The following is a 19,336-nucleotide window of genomic DNA, read 5'->3' as shown; positions in this document are numbered from 1 at the left end:
GGCGCATTTGCGACATGCTTTAGAGAGACGCTTTGTCCGGACAATGAAGATCAGTGCTTTTCGACAAAAATCTCGACACTGCGGGCATGGAGGAGGCCGGTTGCGGGATGGTTGGCGGAAAGCAGGCTCGTCCAGTCGCGTCCCTCCGGCGGCGGCAGGGCGAGCGCCTGCTCACCATGCGTCCGGTTGATGGCGATCGCGAGGTGGACGATCCGCTGCTGTTGTAGATCAGGTGTCTTGAGAAGGACAAGCAGGGTTCCGGCGAACGGCGCTTCCCAGTCGCCGACCGTCATCGGGGTGCCTGACAGCGTTCGCCATTCGACATCGCCGGCGCCGCTCCAGAAGGTCGTTTCGATGAGGGCAGGGAAGCGTTTGCGGATCGCCGAGAGCATGGCGGTGTGTTCGATCAGGCCTTCGTCCAGCCTGTCCCAATGCAGCCAGGTAATGGCATTGTCCTGGCAATAGGCATTGTTGTTGCCCTGCTGGCTGCGCCCGCCCTCGTCACCCGCCGTCAGCATGACGGTGCCGCGGGAGAGGAAGAGGCTGGAGAGCAGCGCCTTCACATCCGCCCGGCGGGCGGAGAGGACGGCACCATCCGTCGTCTCGCCCTCGGCGCCGTTGTTCCAGGAATGGTTCTCGTTGTGGCCGTCGCGGTTGTCCTCGCCATTCGCCCCGTTGTGCTTCACCGTGTGCGAGACGAGGTCCATCAGCGTGAAACCGTCATGGGCGGCGAGGAAATTGACCGAGCGGGTGCGATCCCCGCCGTGGCGGGTGAAGATGTCGGAGGAGCCGGCGAAGGCGGTGACGAAGGCGCCGAGCCGGTGGCCGTCGCCGCGCCAGAACATGCGGGTATCGTCGCGGTAGCGGTCGTTCCATTCGAGGAACGGCGCCGGGAAATTGCCGAGCTGGTAGCCGTCGGGGCCGATATCCCAGGGTTCGGCGATCAGCACGCGGTCCTTCAGCAGCGGGTCGGCGCAGATTTCGGAGAGCAGCGCGGCATGGGCGGAAAAGCCGTCCGCCTCGCGGCCGAGGATCGTCGCGAGGTCGAAGCGGAAACCATCGACGCCGGCATGGCGCACGAAATGGCGCAGGCTGTCGAGCACGAGCTGGCGCACGACCGGGTGTTCTCCGGCAATGGTGTTGCCGCAGCCGGTGTCGTTGATCAATTCGCCGGGGCGGCCCTCTACATGGCGGTAATAGGTGAGATTGTCGAGGCCGCGCATGGAGAGCGTCGTGCCGTGGCGGTCGCTCTCGCCGGAATGGTTGAAGACGAGGTCGAGGATGACACCGATGTTTTCTGCCCGCAGTGCCGCGACGGTGTCGGCGAGCTCCCGCATGCCGCCGGGCACGAGGCACGGGTCGAGCGCCATCAGGGCGATCGGGTTGTAGCCCCAGCTGTTGGAAAGGCCGAGCGGCGGCAGGTGGCGCTCGTCGATCCAGGCTGTGATCGGCATCAGCTCGACGGCGTCGACGCCGAGCCGCTTGAGATGGGCGAGCACGGCGGGATGGGCGAGTGCCGCCACCGTGCCGCGCATTCTCTCCGGCACCTCGGGATGCAGCATGGTGAAGCTGCGCACCGCCACCTCGTAGACGAAGCCACCGGGGCGGAAGAGCGGCGGTTTCAGGCTGACCGGCCGGTCGCGCGTGACGATGGCCTTCGGCACGATCTCCGCTGTCTCGACGCCGCAGCGGGTGAGCCGGCCGTCATGCACGAAGCGGCGGTCGATCTCCTTCGCATAGGGGTCGACGAGCAGTTTCGCCGGGTCGAACCAAAGGCCGTGGTCGGGGGAATAGACGCCGTCGGCGCGAAAGCCGTAGCGCGTGCCGGCGGTCGCGCCTTCGACGAAGACGCGGTGGAAGCCGTTTTCGTCCCGTCCCATGGCGAGGCGGGCAAGTTCCCTGTCGCCGTCCTTGTCGAACAGGCAAAGCTCGACGCGGGCGGCGTCGTGCGAATAGACCGCGAACTCCACCCCGTCCCCGGAGAGCGTGGCGCCCGGCGCGAAGGAGGGGGCGGTCATCGCCATCTCAGGTGATCACGGTCGGCGCATCGCGACCGGTGCGGCTTTTGATGCCGGCGATCGCGTCGGCGACGGCGATGAGATCGGCAAGGGCCTCCTGGGTGTCGATGTCGTGGCGGGCGGGGTCGGGTTCGAAGCGCTCGACATAGACGCGCAGCGTCGCGCCCGATGTTCCGGTGCCGGAGAGGCGGAAGACGACGCGCGAGCCGCCTTCGAAGAGGATGCGCACGCCCTGGTTCTTGCTGACGGACTGGTCGACCGGGTCGTTGTAGGCGAAGTCGTCGGCGGTCTCGACTTTCAGCGCGCCGAAGGTCTTGCCGGGCAGCGTGGCGAGCTCACCGCGCAGATTGGCCACCAGGCCGTTGGCGGCGTCGGTGTCGACTTCCTCGTAGTCGTGGCGGGAATAGTAGTTGCGGCCGTAGGTCGCCCAGTGCTGCTTCACGATGTCGAGAACGCTTTCCTTGCGTACGGCGAGGATGTTGAGCCAGAGGAGGACCGCCCAGAGGCCGTCCTTCTCGCGCACATGGTTGGAGCCGGTGCCGGCGCTTTCCTCGCCGCAGATCGTCGCAAGGCCGGCGTCGAGCAGGTTGCCGAAGAACTTCCAGCCGGTCGGCGTCTCGTAGATGCCGATGCCGAGCTTTTCCGCGACGCGGTCGGCCGCGCCGGAGGTCGGCATGGAGCGGGCGATGCCGGCAAGGCCCTTGGCATAGCCGGGAGCGAGATGGGCATTGGCGGCGAGCAGCGCGAGGCTGTCGGAGGGGGTGACGAAGATGCCCTTGCCGATGATGAGGTTGCGGTCGCCGTCGCCGTCGGAGGCCGCGCCGAAATCCGGCGCGTCGTCGGCCATCATCGTCTCGTAGAGGGCACGGGCATGCACGAGATTGGGGTCCGGATGGTGGCCGCCGAAATCGGGCAGCGGCATGAAGTTCAGCACCGAGCCCTTGGTGGCGCCGAGGCGGTTTTCCAGGATCTCCTTGGCATAGGGGCCGGTGACGGCGCTCATCGCGTCGAAGACGATGCGGAAGCCGCCGGACAGCAGGGTGCGTATGGCGGCGAAGTCGAAGAGCTGCTCCATCAGCTCGGCATAGTCGGCGACGGGATCGATGACGGTGATGGTCATGCCCTCGATCTCGTGCGTGCCTTCAAGATCGAGGTTCACGTCCGCGACGTCCGATATCTTGTAGCTGTCGATGGACTTCGTGCGGGCGAAGATCGCATCGGTGATCTTTTCGGGCGCCGGGCCGCCATTGCCGATATTGTACTTGATGCCGAAGTCCTCGGTCGGGCCGCCGGGATTATGGCTGGCCGACAGCACGATGCCGCCGAAGGCCTTGTACTTGCGGATGACATTGGAGGCCGCGGGCGTCGAAAGGATGCCGCCGCGGCCGACGAGCACGCGGCCGAAGCCATTGGCCGCCGCCATCTTGATGGCGAGCTGGATGACCTCGCGGTTGTAGTAGCGGCCGTCACCGCCGATCACCAGCGTCTCGCCGGCAAACCCCTCCAGCGAATCGAAGATCGACTGGATGAAGTTCTCCGCATAGTTCTTCTGCTGGAAGACGGGGACCTTCTTGCGCAGGCCCGAGGTGCCGGGTTTCTGGTCGGAATAGGGCGTGGTCGATACGGTCTTGATGGTCATCGGCTTACACTCGCGAAAGAAGGCTGGAATAGAGGTCGGCATAGCGCGCGGCGCTGTTTTCCCAGGAAACGTCCGACCGCATGCCCTGGTTCTGGATGCGGGCCCAGATTTTCGGCTCGCGCCAGGCCTTGAAGACGCGGCGCAGCGCCTGGCGCAGGCCCTCGGCATTGATCGGCGTGAACTGGAAGCCCGTGGCGACGCGGGCGGAAAGGGCGGCCTCGTTGGCGTCGATGACGGTGTCGGCGAGGCCGCCGGTGCGCGCGACCACGGGGATGCAGCCGTAGCGCAGGCCATAGAGCTGGGTGAGGCCGCAGGGCTCGAAGCGGGAGGGGATGAGGATGGCGTCGGCGCCGGCCTGCATGAGATGCGACAGCGGCTCGTTATAGCCGATGACGATGCCGATGCGGCCGCGATGGCGGGAGGCCGCGGCGAGCAGCGCGCCTTCCAGGCCCTGGTCGCCGGAGCCGAGCACGGCGAGCTTGCCGCCCTGATCGACGATCCAGTCGGCGACCTCGGCGATGAGGTCGATGCCCTTCTGCCAGGTGAGGCGGCTGATGACGCAGAAGACCGGGCCGTCATCCTGTTCGAGATTGAAGCGCTCGGCGAGCGCCCGCCGGTTGACCGCGCGCTGCTTCAGCGAGCCGGCGGCGTAGGGGCGGGCGATGTTCGTGTCGGTCTCGGGGTTCCAGACGGCGGTGTCGATGCCGTTGACGATGCCGACGAGGTCGCCGGCGCGGGCATTGATCAGGCCTTCGAGACCCATGCCGTAGTCCGCCGTCATGATCTCGTGGGCATAGGTCGGGCTGACCGTGGTGATCGACCAGGCGGTGCGCAGCCCGCCCTTGAGGAAGCCGACATCGCCGTAATATTCGAGCCCGTCGACGGTGAAGGCTTCCGGCGGCAGGCCGAGAGCCGGGAAGATGTCGGCGCCGAACTGGCCCTGGAAGGCGAGGTTGTGCACGGTGACGATGGTGGGGATGTGCTGCAGGCCGGTATAGCGCATGTAGACCGCCGTCATCGCCGCCTGCCAGTCATGGGCATGCACGATGTCCGGCCGCCAGTCCGCCAGCAGGCCGCGGGCGATTTCGGCGCCCGCGAAGGAGAGCGCGGCAAAGCGCTGCCAGTTGTCGACGAAATCCTTGCCGGTGGCATCCGTATAGGGCCCGCCTGGCCGGTCAAAGAAGCCGGGCGCATCGAGCACGAGGATGTCGAGGCCCTCGTGCCGGGTGGCGAGGATGCGTGCGGGTTCGCCGAGAAGGTCGTCGAAGGTGGCGACCACCTCGACGCTTTCCAGCCGCTGCATGACCGCGGGATAACCGGGCATCAGCGTGCGCATGTGCATACCATGCCCGGCGAGTGCGATCGGCAATGCGCCGGCGACGTCGGCGAGGCCTCCCGTCTTGATCAGCGGGAATACTTCGGATGCCACCGAAAGGATGTTCATGAGGACGACTAGAGCTCCAGCTTGTCGATCATGGGTTGGGTGATGAGGCAGATGCCGCCTTCCGACCGGCGGAAGCGCTTGGCGTCGAGCACCGGATCCTCGCCGACGACGAGGCCTTCCGGAATGACGACGCCCCGGTCGATGACGACGTTCCTGAGGTTGGCATGGCGGCCGATCATGACGTTGGGCAGCACGACGGCGCCTTCGAGGCGGGAATAGGAATTGGCGCGCACGCCGGTGAAGAGCAGGCTGCGGTGCAGCGTCGAGCCGGAGATGATGCAATCGCCCGAGACGAGCGAGGAGATCGCCGAGCCGCGGCGGTTCTCGTCGTCATGCACGAACTTTGCCGGCGGCTTGATCTCGGCGAAGGTCCAGATCGGCCAGGAGCCGTCGTAGATGTCGAGTTCCGGAGTGATGTCGGTGAGGTCGATGTTCGCCTGCCAGTAGGCATCGACCGTGCCGACGTCGCGCCAGTAGGCCTCGCGCTCGAAATCCGAGCGGACGCAGGAGGCGGTGAAGCGGTGGGCGACGGCTTTGCCGTGTTCGACGATGTAGGGGATGATGTCCTTGCCGAAGTCGCGGCTCGACGTCGGGTCGGCGGCATCGCGGCGCAGGAGGTCCATCAGGAACTTGGTGTGGAAGACATAGATGCCCATGGAGGCGAGCGCCATGTCGGGATTGCCGGGAATGCCCGGCGGATCGGCCGGCTTTTCCACGAAGGCGATGATCTGGTCCTTCTCGTCGACATGCATGACGCCGAAGCCGGTCGCTTCCATGCGCGGCACTTCGAGGCACCCGATGGTGACCTGCGCGCCGGAATCGACGTGCTGCTGGAGCATCAGCTCGTAGTCCATCTTGTAGATATGGTCGCCGGCGAGGATGACCATGTATTCGACGCCGTAATCCTCGATGATGTCGATGTTCTGGTAGACGGCGTCGGCGGTGCCCTCGTACCACTGCGTTTCGGAGACGCGCTGGCTGGCGGGCAGGATGTCGAAGCTCTCGTTGCGCTCGGGCCGGAAGAAGTTCCAGCCGCGCTGCAGGTGGCGGATCAGCGAATGGGCCTTGTACTGGGTGGCGACGCCGATGCGGCGGATGCCGGAATTCAGCGCATTGGAGAGGGCGAAATCGATGATGCGCGCCTTGCCGCCGAAATAGACGGCGGGCTTGGCGCGCCGGTCGGTCAGTTCCTTGAGGCGGCTGCCGCGGCCCCCCGCCAGAACATAGGCCATCGCGTCACGGGCGAGGGGTTGAATCCGCTTTTGCTCCATAGTGTCCTCCCGACAGTCGAAATCTTATGCGTCCAGCTCGAGCATCAGCGTCGCCAGGGGCGGCAGGGTGATCGTGGCTGCTATTCTTCCATTTGCGTTTTTCTTGGCCTGCACGGCGCCGCCATTGCCCTTGCCGCTGCCGCCGTAGATCTCGGCGTCGGTGTTGAGGATTTCCCGCCAGCGGCCCTCCACCGGCAGCGGGACCCCGTAGTTCTCGCGGTAGACGGGAGTGAAGTTGGTGACGACGGCGATCGGCTTCTCGCCCGGCGCCTTGCGCAGCCAGGCGAAGACGGAGTTCTCCCGGTCGTCGGCGATCAGCCATTCGAAGCCGTCGCCCTCGCAGTCGCGCGCATGCAGCGCTGCCTTGCGGCGGTAGGTGCCGTTGAGATCCCGCACCAGCCGGCGCATGCCCTCGTGCAGCGGATATTCGAGCAGGTTCCAGTCGAGGGCGCGCGCCTCGCTCCACTCCTGCCATTGCGCGAATTCCTGGCCCATGAAGAGCAGCTTCTTGCCGGGATAGCCCCACATGAAGCCGTAGTAGGCGCGCAGATTCGCGAATTTCTGCCAGTCGTCGCCCGTCATCTTGGCGATCAGCGAGCCCTTGCCGTGCACGACCTCGTCATGGCTGAGCGGCAGCACGAAGTTCTCCGTGAAGGCATAGAGCAGGCCGAAGGTCATGTCGTTGTGGTGGAACTTGCGGTGCACCGGCTCGCGCGACAGGTACTGCAGCGTGTCGTGCATGAAGCCCATGTTCCACTTGAAGCCGAAGCCGAGGCCGCCGTCGTGCACCGGCGCCGAAACCTTCGGCCAGGAGGTCGATTCCTCCGCGATGGTCAGGATGCCGGGATGGGCGGCATAGACATGGCTGTTCATCGACTGCAGGAAGCGCACGGCCTCCAGGTTCTCGTTGCCGCCATATTCGTTCGGTACCCATTCGCCGTGCTTGCGCGAATAGTCGAGATAGAGCATCGAGGCGACCGCATCGACGCGCAGGCCGTCGAGGTGGAATTTTTCCGCCCAGTAGAGCGCGTTGTTGATGAGGTAGGAGAGAACCTCGGCGCGGCCGAAATTGTAGATCGCGGTGTTCCAGTCCGGATGAAAGCCCTGCCGCGGGTCCTCGTGCTCATAGAGCGCGGTGCCGTCGAATTGGCGCAGGCCGTGCGCATCGGTCGGGAAATGCGCCGGCACCCAGTCGAGGATGACGCCGATGCCCACCTTGTGGCAGCCGTTGACGAAGCGGGCAAAACCTTCCGGCTCGCCGAAGCGGGCGGTCGGCGAATAGAGGCCGGTCGTCTGATAGCCCCAGGACGGATCGAAGGGGAATTCGGTGATCGGCAGGAACTCGATATGGGTGAAGCCCATGTCGACGCAATAGGGGATCAGGCGGCTCGCCAGCTCGTCCCAGGTGAGGAAGTCGCCGCTATCGTTCTTCTGCCAGGAACCGGCATGCACCTCGTAGATCGAGATAGGCTGGCGGCGGGCGTCGGCCGCGGCCCAGTGCGCAAGGTGCGCCGCGTCTTCCCAGGCCTGGTCGATCGGCCCTGTCGTCATGGAGGCGTTGTTAGGGCGCAGCTCCGAGCGGCGGGCGAAGGGGTCGGCCTTCAGCGGCAGGACCTCGCCGTTGATGCCGACGATCTCGTATTTGTAGGCATGGCCGATGGTGATGCCGGGCAGGAAGATTTCCCAGATGCCGGTGTCGCGGCGCAGCCGCATCGCATTCAGCCGGCCGTCCCAATTGTTGAAATTGCCGACGATGGAGACCCGCTTGGCATTCGGCGCCCAGACGGCGAAGTGGAACCCCTCGATGCCGTCGAGCGTCATCGGATGGGCGCCGAGCTTGTCGAACAGGCGAAGGTGCGAACCCTCGCGGATGTAGTAGTCGTCCATCGGGCCGAGCACCGGGCCGAAGGAATAGGGATCGATCACCACCCATTCGCCACCGTCATTTCTGGCGCGGTAGCGGATCGGCTGGAGTTTCTTGACGGAGACCTCGCCGGCGAAGATGCCGGCCGGATCGACCTGCGTCAGCTCGCCGATCTCCTTACCCGAGAGCGTCTCGGCGGTCACCTCAGCCGCGCCGGGCAGGAAGCAGCGGGCGACATAGCTGTTGCCGGCTGCATGCAGGCCGAGCACGGCGAACGGGTCCCAGTGCCGGCTTTCCAAGATCGCGTCGATATCCGCCTTCGCCAGAAGCTCTGACGGCCCACCCGTCGTGCCTGTTTTCGGCGGTGCGGTCATCAGGCTCTCCAGATTTCCTTGGCGTATTGGCGGATGGTGCGGTCGGACGAGAACCAGCCCATGCGGGCCGTGTTGCGGATGGTCTTGGAGTACCACGAGGCCCTGTCGGTCCAGATGGCGTCGACATCGCGCTGGGCCTTGGCATAGGCGTCGAAATCGGCGGCCACCATGAACCAGTCGTGATTGTAGAGGCCGTCGACGAGACCGGCGAAGCGGTTGCGGTCATCGGGCGAGAAGACGCCGGAGGAGATCGCGGCGAGCGCCTGCGACAGCTCCCTCGACTGTTCGATGATGGCGCGCGGATTGTGCCCTTCGGCCCTGACCTTCGCCACTTCTTCCGCCGTCATGCCGAAGATCACGATGTTCTCCTCGCCCACATGGTCGCGCATCTCGACATTGGCCCCGTCGAGCGTGCCGATCGTCAGCGCCCCGTTCAACGCGAACTTCATGTTGCCGGTTCCCGACGCTTCCATGCCGGCGGTGGAAATCTGTTCCGAAAGATCGGCGGCCGGCACCATGATCTCGGCGAGCGAGACGTTGTAGTTCGGCACGAAGACGACCTTGAGCAGGCCGCGCACGGCCGGGTCGTTGTTGATCACCTTCGCCACGTCGTTGGCGAGCTTGATGATCAGCTTGGCATTGTGATAGCTCGGCGCCGCCTTGCCCGCGAAGAGTTTCACGCGGGGGACCCAGTCGAGTTCGGGATGCGAGCGGATCTGGTCGTAAAGCGCCACGGCCTCGATGATGTTGAGCAACTGGCGCTTGTATTCGTGGATGCGCTTGATCTGGATATCGAACATCGCGGCGGGATCGATGCGGACCCCCATGCGGCTCCCGACGAGGTTGGCGAGGCGGTTCTTGTTCTCCCGCTTGATCGCGGCGAAACGCTCCTGGAAATCCCTGTTGTCGGCGAAGGCGTCGAGCGCCTTCAGCGCCTCGGCATCATCCATGAAGGCATCGCCGATCGCTTCGCGGATCAGGTTGAAGAGACCCGGATTGCACTGCATCAGCCAGCGGCGCGGGGTGATGCCGTTGGTCTTGTTGTTGATGCGGTCCGGATAGAGATTGTGCAGGTCGGCGAAGACCGTTTCCTTCATCAGCTCGGTGTGCAGCGCCGAAACGCCGTTGATCGAGTGCGAGCCGACGAAGGCGAGGTTGCCCATGCGCACGCGTCGCTCGCCCGATTCCTCGATCAGCGAGATGTTGCGGATGCGCTGGTCCTCGAACCCCTTCTCCTTGCGTGCCTCGACGAGGATCTTGGCATTGATCGCGTAGACGATCTGCATGTGGCGCGGCAGCAGCCGCTCGAGCAGCGGCACGGGCCAGCTTTCCAGCGCTTCCGGCAGCAGCGTGTGGTTGGTGTAGGAGAAGGTGCGATGGGCGATATCCCAGGCCGTGTCGAAATCGATGCCGTGCACGTCGGTGAGCAGGCGCACCAGTTCGGCAACGGAAATGGCCGGGTGGGTATCGTTGAGCTGGATGGCGACGGCATCAGGCAACGAGGTGAAATCCGGATATTGCTGCAGGTGGCGGCGCAGGATGTCCTGCAGCGAGGCGGAGCAGAAGAAGAACTCCTGCCTGAGGCGCAGCTCCTGGCCGGCGGAGGTGGCGTCGGCCGGGTAGAGGACACGCGTCAGGCTTTCCGCCTTGTTACTCTCGCGCAGCGCGCCGATATGGTCGCCGGCATTGAAGGCGTCGAGCAGGATCGGGTCGATCGGGTTGGCGGCCCACAGGCGCAGCGTGTTGACGCGCTTGGCCCGCCAGCCGACGGCCGGAGTGTCATAGGCGGTCGCGATGACGCGCTCGGCCGGTTTCCAGACGAAGCGCTGCTTGTCCTCGCCGATATTGATGGTTTCCACGGCTCCGCCGAAGCCGATCTCGTAGGAGCTCTCGCGCCGCTCGAATTCCCAGGGGTTGCCGTGGGCAAGCCAGGTCTCCGGCAGTTCCACCTGCCAGCCGTCCGCCATCTGCTGGCGGAAGAGGCCGTGCACATAGCGGATGCCGTAGCCATAGGCCGGCACGTCGACCGTCGCCATGCTCTCCATGAAACAGGCGGCCAGGCGGCCGAGACCACCATTGCCAAGGGCGGCATCCGGTTCCAGCTCAGCGATGATGTCGAGGTCGACGCCGAGCGAGGCGAGCGCGTGGCGCATCTCGTCCATGATGCCGATATTGGTCATGGCGTCGCGCATCAGACGGCCGATGAGGAATTCGAGCGAGAGGTAGTAGACCCGCTTTGCGCCTGTCGCATAGGTCCGGCGGGTGGAGTCCATCCACTTGTCGGTGATGCGGTCGCGCGCAACCAGGATGGCCGCCGTCAGCCAGTCATGCGGCTTGGCCACTTTCGGGTCCTTGCCGATACGGTATTTGAGGCGCTCCAGCAGCTCGGTCGCAAGCTGTTCGCGATCGGATGATCGGGGGGCGGGGGCGAGATCGTTGTTGGTAACCCGGTTCATCATCGGTGAACTTTGCCCCCTCGCATTCTGTGCGTCTGTTCTCGCGAAAGTCGCGTTTAAATCAATTTATGCATCTATCCGAAGCGCTTGCAACATGCTTTTCAAGAAAGGCAGCATGCATTTTCGACATGCCTGAAACACGTTGAACATGCTAAAAAACCCGCCGGGCAAGCCCGGCGGGTTTTGCGTTTTCCGATAGCGGGATGCCGCTTATTTGGTCAGGCGGGAGACCACTGCGGAGGTGCGCTCGCCGATCACCTTGAAGGCGGAGACCAGGGCCGCCATGTTCTCGGCCTGGAAGTAGTGCGATGTGCTCGATGCACACTCCTTGAGCAGATTCTGGCCGCGGGTCGGTGCCATGAAGGCGACGGCGTAGACCTCCATGCCGTCTTTCTTCGCGGCGGCGCAGGTCGCCTTCGTGCTCGTGTCGTCGGATGTGTTGTTGTTGTCGCCATCCGTCATGAAGACGATGTACTTGGTCGGGACCTGACCGTTCTTGTCCTTGTGCGCCTTGTTTTCAGACGATTCCTTCAGCCTGTTGTAGGCCGTTTCCATGGCCTTGCCAGAGGCGGTGCCGCCTTCGGCATTGAGCTTGTTGACGTAGTCGAGCGAATTCGTGAAGCCCCAGGCCAGGGCGCTCGGCGTGTAGCTGACCGAATCGTAGGCGATCGAGCCGGTGCGCACGAAGGTGTTGGTCGGGTCCGCTGCCTTGAACTGGGTGAAGAGGCTTGCCACGGCAAGTTTCAACGCGGCCATCTTGGAGACATAGCACGGGCTCGTCGCCTTGGTCTTGGTATTGCCCCAGTTCGATTCCGTCCAGTTGATGCAGGAATAGACCGACGTGTCCTTTTCGTTGGTGATCCAGGCCATCGAGCCGGATTTGTCGAGCACGAGGAACATCGAGAGGGCGTTCTTCGATTCCGTCGCGCTTTCCGCCGAACTTGCGGCGTTCATCGTGGTCTTCGTCTGGCCGAGAAGCCGCGTGAAGGGATTGAACTTCATCTCGTAGCTTGTCGAGACGTTCACCTTGAACGACTTGCCGTTGCCGAGCAGCGCCGTCTCGGTGATGTCGACGACGGTGGAGGCATCGAAATCGTATTCGTTCTTCGGGTCGTCGTTCTCGCCGCCCACCTCGACGTCTTCGACCGCGGTCGAACCGCTCATCTGCGTCTTCAGGAAGCGCATGGCGATGACCTTCGCCTCGGAGATGTTCTTGCCGTCATTGGCGAGCGCCGAGGCTGCGGCGAGCGCGGCCGCATCGGCGGCGTCCTGCAACTCGGCCTTCTTCATGACCATGGTGGTCAGGTCGATGGCGACGCCGCCGGCCGCCAGCATGACTGGGAAGATGAGCGCCGTCATCATTCCGAAATTGCCGCCGCGATCCCGCAGGAGGCGGGAGACCCAGGTCTTTCTTTCCGTGTTCTTCGTCATGAGAATTCACCCACCATCTTCATAATGTGGGGGGAACCTAGCAGCGAAGTGTTATTTAACGGTTCGGGCGCGTGGTATAGTTTTCGTAAAATTGCATAGACCCTGAGAAACCGGCCTTTGCGGCTGTTTCCAAACGGGATTTCATGCCGTCTGGCGCACCGGGATGACGTCGACGGCCTGGTTCGTCTTGTGCTGGCCGTAGCCTTTCAGGACGCCGATGACGGGGGCAACGTCCGCATAGTCGCGGCCGTAGGCGACGACGATATGGTCGGTGCCGGCGGGGATGTCGTTGGTCGGGTCGAGCTCCATCCAGCCGTTCACCCGGCCGCACCAGTAGCGCACCCAGGCATGCATGGCGTCCGCCCCTTCCAGTCGCTCCTTGCCCGGCGGGGGGATGGTGCGCAGGAACCCGCTGACATAGCCGGCGGGAATGCCGAGGCTCCTCAGCGCCACGATCATCACATGGGTGAAATCCTGGCAGACGCCGCGCTTCAGCTTGAAGGCCTCGCGCGGCGTCGTGTCGACATTCGTCGCCTTCGGGTCGTAGGTGAAATCCTTGTGGATGCGCGCGCAGACGGCCGTCGCGATGGCGCGGATGGTCATGTCCGGCCTGACGATGGAGCGGGCATATTCGGCGATCTCGGGGCAGTCCTTCAGCCGCGGGCTCGGGCCGGTATAATGGTGCGGCGAGCCGGCATCGAGCGACCAGTAGTTCGCGATATCCTCCGGCAGGTCGGTGACGCGCGGGGAGAAGTCGGCGGCGGGCTCCGGCATGTCGACATGCACGCGCGCCTGCATGCGGATGTCGAGCCGCTCATGCGCGTTGCGGAAGAGGATGGCGCTCATCGGGTTGTCGAAGAAGTCGGTGTGGTCGACCCGTTCGCCGGGGCCGGGGGTCACGCCCACCGTGCCGGCGACGAGCCGCTGGCGCCCGGCGATCGACAGCGGCAGCACGCGTACGATATGCCGGCCGCCGGAAACCGGCGTGTCGTAGAGGTAGCTGATATGGAGGTTGACGTCGTAGAGCATGGTTTCGGCGCCTCCCCCTCGCTCAGCTCAGATAGGTCTGTGCAAGAATGTCGGACAGCTTTTCGAGTTCCGTCTCGAAGCGCTTGTAGACCGCGTCCGTCATCGTTTCCGGCGTCATCACCGCGAGCCCCGCATGCAGCCGCATCGCCTCGCGGTAGAAGGGTGACATCTGGCCGTTGGCATAGGCGTTCGGCAACTGCTCGACCTCGTTCTTGATCTCGTTCAGCTGGTAGAGGATCGAGCGCGGGTTGAGCGGGTCGAGCGCGAGGAGGTCCGTGACCGTCAGGCGCGCGGTCGCGACATTGTAGCGTCGGCGGTGGGTCATGACGCTGTCGCCGATCTCCAGCAGCATGTCGAGCGCGCCGTCGGGCGCATCCTCGCCGGACATGTGACCGAGCAGGCGCGTCATGTGCAGGCCGCGTTCGAGATAGCGGCCGATGGAGAGGAAACGCCAGCCGGTGAAGCGGTACATGTTCTCGTGCACGAGACCGGCGAAGCCCGCGAGCTTGCGGAGCAGCACGGTCATGGCGCGCGTCGCGTCGTCGCCGGCCTGGACATTGACATGGAAGCGGCGGGCTGTCTTCGACAGGTCGTTCAGCGCCAGCCAGCCATCCGGCGAGAAGCGGTCGCGGATATTGCTGGCGGAGAAGACCGCGCTGTCGATGTTGCGGATGAGGCTTGTCGGCACGGCCTCCGAGGTGTCGATGTCGAGCGCTTCCAGGTAGTCGGTGACGTCCTTCAGCAGCGGCTGCCCGGGATTGGCATATTCGGCGTAACGGCCGTGCCAGGCGCGCAGGATGCGCAAGGCGCCTTCCGCCCGCTCGATGTAGCGGCCGAGCCAGAAGAGGTTGTCGGCCGCGCGGCTCGGCAGGCTGCCGGGCATGTTGCGGGTGAAGACCTCTTCGGCGGGCAGCAGCGAGGTGCGCTCGACGGGTTTCCGGCTGACGATCCAGACATCGGCGGCCGAGCCGCCCTTCTGCATGGCGATGGCCGCGACATTGTCGCCGGCGCCGATGCGGGCGAAGCCGCCGGGCATGATCTGCCAGCCGTCGCGCGTGCGGGCGGCGAAGACGCGCAGCGACATCGGCCGCGGCACGAGCTTGCCGTCCACGAAGGCGGGCGTCGTGGAGAGGGTGACGGCTTCCTGGCCGACCAGCTTGGCGCCATCGCTCGCCAGCCATTCGGCGATCGATTGCTTGGCGGTGTCGCGCAAGGTGGAGCCGAGCACGGACTGTTCGTTGTCGTCGAAGAAGGGGCGGGTCGAATAGGCGGGGCCGATGACCATGCGCTCGATATGGGCCGCGACATGCTCCCGCTCGCTCTTCTGGCCGCACCACCAGGTGGCCACGGACGGCAGGAGCTGGTCCTCGCCGAGCAACTGGCGACAGATGTTCGGCAGGAAGGCGAGGAAGGCACGGGTCTCGACGATGCCGGCGCCGAGCGCGTTCACGAAGGTGACGGAGCCGGCGCGCAGCGCCTCCACCATGCCGGGCGTGCCGATATGGGAGTTCTGGTTCAGCTCCAGCGGGTCGGCGAAGGCGGCGTCGAGCCGCCGCCAGAGCACGCCGACGGGCTTGAGGCCGGCGACGGTGCGCACCATGACCCGGCCGCCGACGACCGTCAGGTCCTCGCCCTCCAGCAGCATGAAGCCGAGATAGCGGGCGATATAGGCGTGTTCGAAATAGGTCTCGTTGGCAAGGCCCGGTGTCAGGACGGCGATGCGATCCTCGGCCGACTTGTTGGCCTGCAGCGTGGTGCGGAAGGCGCCGAAGAAACCGGCGAGGCGGTGGACATGGGTTTCCGCATAGACGTCGGAGAAGGCGCGGGTCGTCGCCACGCGGTTCTCCAGCGCGAAGCCGGCGCCGGACGGAGCCTGCGTGCGGTCGGAAAGCACCCACCAGTTGCCGTCAGGCCCGCGGCCGATCTCGAAGGAGACGAAATGCAGGAAATGCTGGCCGGCGGGATGCACGCCGACGAGCGGGCGGAGGAACTCGTTGTTGGAGGCGACGAGGGCAGGGGGGAGCAAGCCGTTCGCGACGAGCTCGTTCTTGCCGTAGATATCGGCGACGACGGCTTCCAGCAGTTCGGCGCGCTGGATGAGGCCGCGCGAGAGGTTTTCCCACTCCGCTTCGTCGATCAGCACGGGAATGTGGGAGAGCGGCCAGGCACGGTCGCTGACCGCCTCCTTGCCATAGGCGCGGTAGAAGACGCCGGCATCGCGCAGATACCGGTCGGCGCGGGCGAAGCGGCCGGCAAGGTCCGCCTCGTCCATGCGGCCGAGCGCGTCCAGGAAATGCCGCCAGACAGGGCGCACCACGCCCGCGGTGTCGACCATCTCGTCGGCCACATCCGGAAGCGGGGCATAGGCGTGTGCCGCCTCGGCCGCCCTGCGTTCCGCCTCCACACTCGTGGTCTTCAATCCATTCACTCCTAACGGAGGTCAGATGCCGGGCGGCCGGCGCAGATCCAGCGTCAGCGGGAAATCCGCCGACGGTGTTTCCGGCCACAGCGTATAGCCACCCGTCCTGTGCCCCCAGGGCTCGAACCGCGCCAGCCGGCGCGCCTCGGCCTCGTTGCCGTTGACCGGGAAGGTGTCATAGTTGCGTCCACCCGGATGGGCAACGTGGTAAATGCAGCCCCCGATCGCCCGCCGCGACCATGTATCATAAATGTCGAAAGTAAGCGGTGTGTTGACGGGCAGCACCGGATGCAGGCCCGAGGCCGGTTGCCAGGCCTTGTAGCGCACGCCCGCGACGGAAACGCCCTTCGTGCCGGTCTGCTTCAGCGGCAAGGGCCGGCCGTTGCAGGCGACGGTGTAGCGCTCCGGATTGACCGTCTCCAGCTTCACCTGCAGCCGTTCGACGGACGAATCGACATAGCGCACGGTGCCGCCGATCGCGCCCTGTTCGCCCATGACATGCCAGGGTTCCAGCGCCTGGCGCACCTCAAGGTTCGCGCCCTCGTATTCGACCTCCCCGCAGAAGGGGAAGCGGAATTCGAGCTGGGCGGAAAACCATTCGGGCCGGAGGTCGAAGCCGTTCGCCTTGAGGTCGGCGATGACGTCGAGAAAATCCTGCCAGACATAGTGCGGCAGCATGAAGCGGTCGTGCAGCGTGGTGCCCCAGCGCACGAAGCTCCCCTTGGCCGGGTTCAGCCAGAACCGGGCGATGAGTGCGCGGATCAGCAATTGCTGGGCCAGGCTCATGCGGGCGTTCGGCGGCATTTCGAAGCCGCGGAATTCGACGAGGCCGAGCCGGCCTGTCGGCCCGTCCGGCGAAAACAGCTTGTCGATGCAGATTTCCGAACGGTGCGTGTTGCCGGTGACGTCGGTCAGAAGGTTGCGGAACAGCCGGTCGACGAGCCAGGGCAGCGGCGGCGCACCCTCGCCCGGCGCAGGCACCTGGGCGAGCGCGATCTCCAGCTCGTAGAGCGAATCGTGCCGGGCCTCGTCGATGCGCGGGGCCTGGCTGGTCGGGCCGATGAAGAGGCCGGAGAAGAGGTAGGAGAGCGAGGGATGGCGCTGCCAGTGCAGGACGAGGCTCTTCAGGAGGTCCGGACGGCGCAGGAACGGGCTGTCGTTCGGGTTCCTGCCGCCGACGACCACATGGTTGCCGCCGCCGGTGCCGGTGTGGCGGCCGTCGATCATGAACTTGTCGGCGCCGAGGCGGGACTGGCGCGCTTCCTCGTAGACGGCGCTGGTGATGTCGACGCAATCCTGCCAGCCGGATGCGGGATGGATATTGACCTCGATGACGCCGGGATCGGGCGCGACGCGGATGACGTTGAGGCGTTCGTCCTGCGGCGGGGCGTAGCCTTCGATATGGACGGGCAGGCCGAGCCGGTCGGCCGCCCGCTCGGCGGCGGTCACGAGGTCGAGATAGTCCTCGACCCGCTCGACGGGCGGCATGAAGATCGAGAGCCGGCCATCGCGCGCCTCGACGCTCATCGCCGTGCGCACCGCGCCGACGATTTCGCTGCGGACCTGCTCGACGCGGTCCTGCCCGGCCTCGCTCGCCTGGAACGAGGCCGCGGCCATCGTGCGGCCGGGTTCGGAATAATCCGGCAGCGGCGGCTTGTTCTCGGAAGGGTCGGCCGGGTTGATGTAGGGGTAGCCGGAGGGCGGAAGATAGGGCAGGGCGCCGAGCGGCAGGCGGTAGCCGACGGGGCTGTCGCCGGGAACAAGGAAGATCTTGCCGCGGCGCGTGCGCCATCTTTCGCTGACCCAGCGCCGCCCGCCGGCGCGGGCGTTCCAGGCCTGGACCGGCAGGATATGGCCGGTCGGCGTGGTGAGGCCGCGTTCGAAGACGCGGGCGATGCGGCTGCGTTCCTCCGGATCTTCGAGCTTCGAGTTCGACGGATCGACATTTTCGGGAAGATTGCCTTCCTTGATGATCCACTCGGCGGGGTCTTCATAGGCCGGCTGCACCATGTCCGGTTCGACGCCGAGTTCCTCGGCGATGCCGGTCAGTACGGCCTTGGCATCGGCCTCCCCGACATCCGCATCACTGCCTTCTTCGGCGATCAGATCCGGATTCTGCCAGATGGGCCGACCGTCACGGCGCCAGTAGAGCGAGAAGGTCCAGCGCGGCAGGCTCTCGCCGGGATACCATTTGCCCTGGCCGTAATGCAGGAAGCCGCCGGGGGCGAAGCGCTGCCGCAGGCGACGGATCAGCTGGTCGGCCTTCTCTCGTTTGGTCGGGCCGACGGCTGCGGTGTTCCATTCGTCGGATTCGAAATCGTCGATGGAGACGAAGGTCGGTTCGCCGCCCATGGTGAGGCGGACGTCGTTTGCGGCGAGGACCGAATCCACCTCGTGGCCGAGCGCGTTCAGCGCCTCCCAACTCTCGTCGGAAAAGGGTTTGGTGATGCGCGGATGCTCGGCGACGCGATCCACCGTCATGGCGAAGTCGAACTCGGTATTCGCCTCACCGAAATAACCGCCGGAAATCGGCGCGGCGTTGCGGTAGTGCGGGGTGGCGGCGAGCGGGATGTGGCTTTCGCCGGTCAAAAGGCCCGAGGTCGGGTCGAGGCCGATCCAGCCGGCGCCGGGGATATAGACCTCGCACCAGGCATGCAGGTCCGTGAAATCGACCTCCGTGCCGGAGGGGCCGTCGAGCGCCTTCAGGTCCGGCGTCAACTGGATGAGATAGCCGGAGACGAATCGGGCGGCAAAGCCGAGATTGCGCAGGATCTGCACGAGCAGCCAGCTCGAATCGCGGCAGGAGCCCCTTGCGGTCGTTAGCGTCTCCTCCGGCGTCTGCACGCCCGGCTCCATGCGGATGACGTAGCCCACCTGCTGCTGGAGACGCGCATTCAGGCCGACGACCATGTCCACCGTGCGCTGGCGCGAGCGGTCGACGCTCGCCATGAAGGCTTCCAGTTCAGGCCCCATCGGCTCGGGGGTGCGGTAGATCTTCAGGTCTTCGCGCAGGTCCTCCGGATAGTCGAAGGGCCAGTGTTCCGCCTCCTCCTCCACGAAGAAGTCGAACGGATTGTAGACCGTCATGTCGGCGACGAGGTCGACCTCGATCTTCAGTTCCGTGACCGGATCGGGGAAGACGTAGCGGGCGAGGTAGTTGCCGTAGGGATCCTGCTGGAGGTTCACGAAGTGGTTTTCCGGCGAGACCTTCAGCGAATGGCTGATGACCTTGGTCTTGGAATGCGCCGCCGGCTTCAGCCGGATGATCTGGGGTCCGAGACGGACCGGATTGTCGTATTTGTAATGGGTGAGGTGGTAGATACCGGCCTTGATCGACATGCGCTCTCTTTTTCCCCTCGGTGACGGTCTTCTGCCGCCATCGCGGGGAGTT

General features: G+C 65.3%; 10 protein-coding genes. All 10 read right to left on the bottom strand.

The window, feature by feature from the left end; all coding sequences use genetic code 11:
* Window positions 1-50 precede the first annotated feature (50 nt).
* The gene (gene glgX, locus EV665_RS07060) at window positions 51-2,018 is read right to left on the bottom strand and encodes a glycogen debranching protein GlgX (RefSeq protein WP_133033549.1); all 1,968 of its coding nucleotides are present in this window, start codon (window positions 2,016-2,018) and stop codon (window positions 51-53) included.
* Window positions 2,019-2,025: 7 nt separating this feature from the next.
* The gene (locus EV665_RS07055) at window positions 2,026-3,657 is read right to left on the bottom strand and encodes an alpha-D-glucose phosphate-specific phosphoglucomutase (protein WP_133033548.1); all 1,632 of its coding nucleotides are present in this window, start codon (window positions 3,655-3,657) and stop codon (window positions 2,026-2,028) included.
* 4 nt (window positions 3,658-3,661) lie between these two features.
* Window positions 3,662-5,101 (bottom strand): glycogen synthase GlgA, encoded by a 1,440-nt coding sequence (glgA, locus tag EV665_RS07050; RefSeq protein ID WP_133033547.1) that lies wholly within the window; start codon window positions 5,099-5,101, stop codon window positions 3,662-3,664.
* Window positions 5,102-5,109: 8 nt separating this feature from the next.
* On the bottom strand, window positions 5,110-6,372 hold the full coding sequence (gene glgC, locus EV665_RS07045) for a glucose-1-phosphate adenylyltransferase (protein ID WP_064331198.1): 1,263 nt from the start codon (window positions 6,370-6,372) through the stop codon (window positions 5,110-5,112).
* Window positions 6,373-6,396: 24 nt separating this feature from the next.
* A complete protein-coding gene (gene glgB, locus EV665_RS07040; RefSeq protein WP_133033546.1) occupies window positions 6,397-8,610 on the bottom strand; it encodes a 1,4-alpha-glucan branching protein GlgB in 2,214 nt (737 codons plus the stop codon).
* Window positions 8,610-11,069 carry a glycogen/starch/alpha-glucan phosphorylase gene (locus EV665_RS07035; protein ID WP_133033545.1) on the bottom strand — a complete coding sequence of 820 codons (2,460 nt, stop codon included), beginning with the start codon at window positions 11,067-11,069 and terminating at the stop codon, window positions 8,610-8,612. Before EV665_RS07035 ends, glgB begins: the two co-directional genes overlap by 1 nt.
* Before the next feature lie 207 nt (window positions 11,070-11,276).
* Window positions 11,277-12,497 (bottom strand): vWA domain-containing protein, encoded by a 1,221-nt coding sequence (locus EV665_RS07030; protein ID WP_064331195.1) that lies wholly within the window; start codon window positions 12,495-12,497, stop codon window positions 11,277-11,279.
* Between the two features lie 141 nt (window positions 12,498-12,638).
* On the bottom strand, window positions 12,639-13,526 hold the full coding sequence (locus tag EV665_RS07025) for a transglutaminase family protein (RefSeq protein ID WP_064331194.1): 888 nt from the start codon (window positions 13,524-13,526) through the stop codon (window positions 12,639-12,641).
* Between the two features lie 22 nt (window positions 13,527-13,548).
* Window positions 13,549-15,945 carry a circularly permuted type 2 ATP-grasp protein gene (locus EV665_RS07020; RefSeq protein WP_380684837.1) on the bottom strand — a complete coding sequence of 799 codons (2,397 nt, stop codon included), beginning with the start codon at window positions 15,943-15,945 and terminating at the stop codon, window positions 13,549-13,551.
* Between the two features lie 21 nt (window positions 15,946-15,966).
* Entirely contained in the window at window positions 15,967-19,284 is a 3,318-nt protein-coding gene (locus EV665_RS07015) for a transglutaminase family protein (RefSeq protein WP_133033544.1), read from the bottom strand.
* Between the last annotated feature and the right edge of the window lie 52 nt (window positions 19,285-19,336).

Source organism: Shinella granuli, from assembly GCF_004341885.1.
In the GTDB taxonomy this organism is placed as follows: Bacteria; Pseudomonadota; Alphaproteobacteria; order Rhizobiales; family Rhizobiaceae; genus Shinella; species Shinella granuli.
Note: the sequence above shows the minus strand (reverse complement) of the source record. Positions and strands in the feature narration are given on the sequence as shown.